Genomic DNA, 2,673 nt, shown 5'->3' on the forward strand with positions numbered 1-2,673 from the left:
GGATAGCGAGCGTGTCATCAAGCTCGCCGTGCTGGCGGTCGGCGGCCAGGGCGGTGGCGTTCTCGCCGACTGGATCACCGATGTCGCCGAGCGCAACGGCTATGTTGCGCAATCGACCTCGGTCGCCGGTGTCGCCCAGCGTACCGGCGCCACCATCTATTATGTCGAGATGGCCCGCGACACCGGCCGGCTGCCGGTCTTTGCCCTGTCGCCGTCGCAGGGCGATGTCGACATCCTGATCGCCGCCGAATTGATGGAAGCCGGCCGTGCCATCATTCGCGGCTTCGTCACGCCCGACCGCACCACGCTGATTGCCTCGTCGCACCGCATCGCCGCCGTGTCGGAAAAGATCGAACCGGGCGATGGCCGGGCTTCGTCCTCCAAGGTGCATGCGACGGCGGAAGCCGCATCGAAGCGCTTCATCGCTTTCGACATGGAAAAGATCGCAGCCGACAATGGCTCGATGATCTCGGCCAGCCTGCTTGGCGCGCTAGCGGGGTCCGATGCGCTGCCCTTCACCCGCGAGAGCTACGAACAGGCGATCGGTGCCGGCGGCCGGGGCGTCAAGGCCAGCCTTGCTGCCTTCGGCGCTGCGTTTGACCGCGCGCGCGGCACGGCAGCACCGGCGCAGAAGCCGGCTGAGCCCGCGATTGTCGAATCTGCCCTGGGCACAGGACAGGTGAGTGGCCCGCAAAACCTGCTGCAGGGCTGGCAGGCCTTGGCTGACCGCATCGACCTGTTGCCGGTAGCCGTACGCGACATGGCACTTCGGGGCTTGAGAAAGGTCGTCGACTATCAGGACATCGCCTATGGGCGCGAGTATCTCGACCGGTTGGACAAGGCCGTCGCGCTAGACGGGCCGCTTCAGGGCTATGGCCTGTCGATCGCTGCTGCCAAGCATCTGGCCAACGCGCTATGCTACGACGACATGATCCGCGTCGCCGATCTCAAGACGCGCTCGACGCGCGGCAAACGTGTGCGCCGCGAGGTCGGCGTCAAGGACGGCTCGATCCTGCAGGTGACCGAATATTTCCACCCGCGCATCGAGGAGTTCTGCGGCACGCTGCCGGCGGGTCTGGGCAGCTACATCGAGGACCGCCCGAAGCTCGCCGCCCTTCTCGATCGCCGCATCAATCATGGCCGCCGCATCCGCACCGACAGTTTTGCCGGCTTTGCCGCTTTGTGGTTCATCGGCGGCCTGCGCCGCTGGCGCCGTAGTCTGCTGCGCCACAAGGTCGAGGTCGCGCATCTCGATCGCTGGTACGCGCTGGCTCTCGACCATGTGCCCCAGGACTACGCACTGGCCGTCGAGATCCTCAATTGCCGCCGGCTGATCAAGGGCTACAGCGACACCCATGTCCGGGCACAGTCGAAATTCGACCGCGTGCTGTCGGCGCTCGACCTGGTCAAGGGCCGAGCCGACGCCGCCGACTGGATCCGCCGCCTGCGCGAGATGGCGCTGAAGGACGAGAAGGGCGACATGCTCGACGGCGCGCTGAAGACGGTGGCGACGCTGGGGCCGGACCCAATCGGCTGAGATATCTAGCGGGCGTCCACGGATTGGAGCGGCGCTAACCTTAACTCCGGGCTGGCTGACAGGATTGCCCGTGCGCCGGCGCTGACGCGGGGCCAGGTGCCTGGCCCCGCCGTGCTTCGATCAGTTATGGTGCCAGCGGCGCCAGTGATGGTGCGGGTGCCAGCCATAGACCGGAGCGTGCCAGTAATGGTAGTGCGGGCGCACGACGACGACGCCGTTCGGCACGCAACGGCCCCATCGGTTCGGGTGCCAGCCGATGCCGCACCCCCAGCGGACATGCTCGACCAATGCCGGGGCGGCCGGATGGGTTACAGACATGACGGGCATCGCGCTGGACGCGGTGGCGGTCACGACAGTTCCACTGACCGCCAGGATAGCGGCTGCTGCATAGTTTTTCAGGCGACTCATAATTGGGCTCCGAGTGCATTCGAGTTTGAAGATGGCCGCCCGGCACGGTGCGATCGGGCAGGCTTGTCCCTTCTCTTCATTAAACGGCGTCTCGAGCATTTTCCGTCGGTCGTCATGGCGATTTTTTCGGCGCCACGGCAGCGCGGCGTTCCATGTGGCGCAGCAATGCCTGTGCCAGCACGCTCCGGTTTTCGGGTGATGTGTTCGCCGCGAAGTCGACAATGGCCTGCTCGAGCCGGGTGCGAACCGTCGCGTCGGCGTTGCGTGCCCGCTCCAGGGCCGCCGACACGGCGGCCTTGTCCATGACAGGCTGTTGCAGCAGGTCCGCTGCCTGCTGCCTGGCCTGCTGGCCATCGAGAATGATCTGACGGGACTGCACGCGAACCTGGCGCAGCGCCTCGCGGAACGCCTTGCGATCCTGGTCGGGAAGTTGTCGGCCGGCCGATTCCAGCGAGACACCTGTTTTGGCATTTCTCAGCCAGACCGCACCGCCGACGAATGCGCCGGCAAGAAAGACGTTCAGCACCACGGAAGCAATAACCAGACCACGGACCCAGCGCGTGCTCATAGGCTTTCCTCACCGTTCTCGGCAGCGGGGCCGGCATCGCCAAACGCCGTCGCATTGGCATCCAGCACATAATGGTCCGGCTGGACCTCCGGCGTGACGATGGTCACCAGGGCCAGCCCGGCCACGGCACCGGCCAGACCAATGCCGGCAAGTCCCAGCC

General features: G+C 66.0%; 3 protein-coding genes. 1 reads left to right on the plus strand and 2 read right to left on the minus strand.

The genetic code is table 11. The features are described 5' to 3' along the window. Positions 1 to 1,537, plus strand: a 1,537-nt coding sequence (locus tag EN893_RS28140; RefSeq protein ID WP_128361956.1) for an indolepyruvate oxidoreductase subunit beta family protein, incomplete at its 5' end; no start/stop codon positions are given. A gap of 120 nt (positions 1,538 to 1,657) precedes the next feature. Here EN893_RS28140 and EN893_RS28145 read toward each other — a convergent pair. Together EN893_RS28145 and EN893_RS28150 are read right to left on the minus strand one after the other, a co-directional pair. Beyond that, positions 1,658 to 1,945, minus strand: a complete 288-nt coding sequence (locus tag EN893_RS28145) for a hypothetical protein (protein ID WP_127269062.1) — start codon at positions 1,943 to 1,945, stop codon at positions 1,658 to 1,660. 112 nt (positions 1,946 to 2,057) lie between these two features. Then, positions 2,058 to 2,513 (minus strand): periplasmic heavy metal sensor, encoded by a 456-nt coding sequence (locus EN893_RS28150; protein ID WP_127269063.1) that lies wholly within the window; start codon positions 2,511 to 2,513, stop codon positions 2,058 to 2,060. Positions 2,514 to 2,673 lie beyond the last annotated feature (160 nt).

Origin of the sequence: Mesorhizobium sp. M7A.F.Ca.CA.004.04.2.1 (assembly GCF_004022825.1) — a bacterium.
In the GTDB taxonomy this organism is placed as follows: Bacteria; Pseudomonadota; Alphaproteobacteria; order Rhizobiales; family Rhizobiaceae; genus Mesorhizobium.

Coding starts and splice junctions, on each gene's coding strand:
- EN893_RS28145 (WP_127269062.1), bottom strand. CDS start 1,945: ATGAGTCGCCTGAAAAACTATGCAGCAGCCGCTATCCTGGCGGTCAGT.
- EN893_RS28150 (WP_127269063.1), bottom strand. CDS start 2,513: ATGAGCACGCGCTGGGTCCGTGGTCTGGTTATTGCTTCCGTGGTGCTG.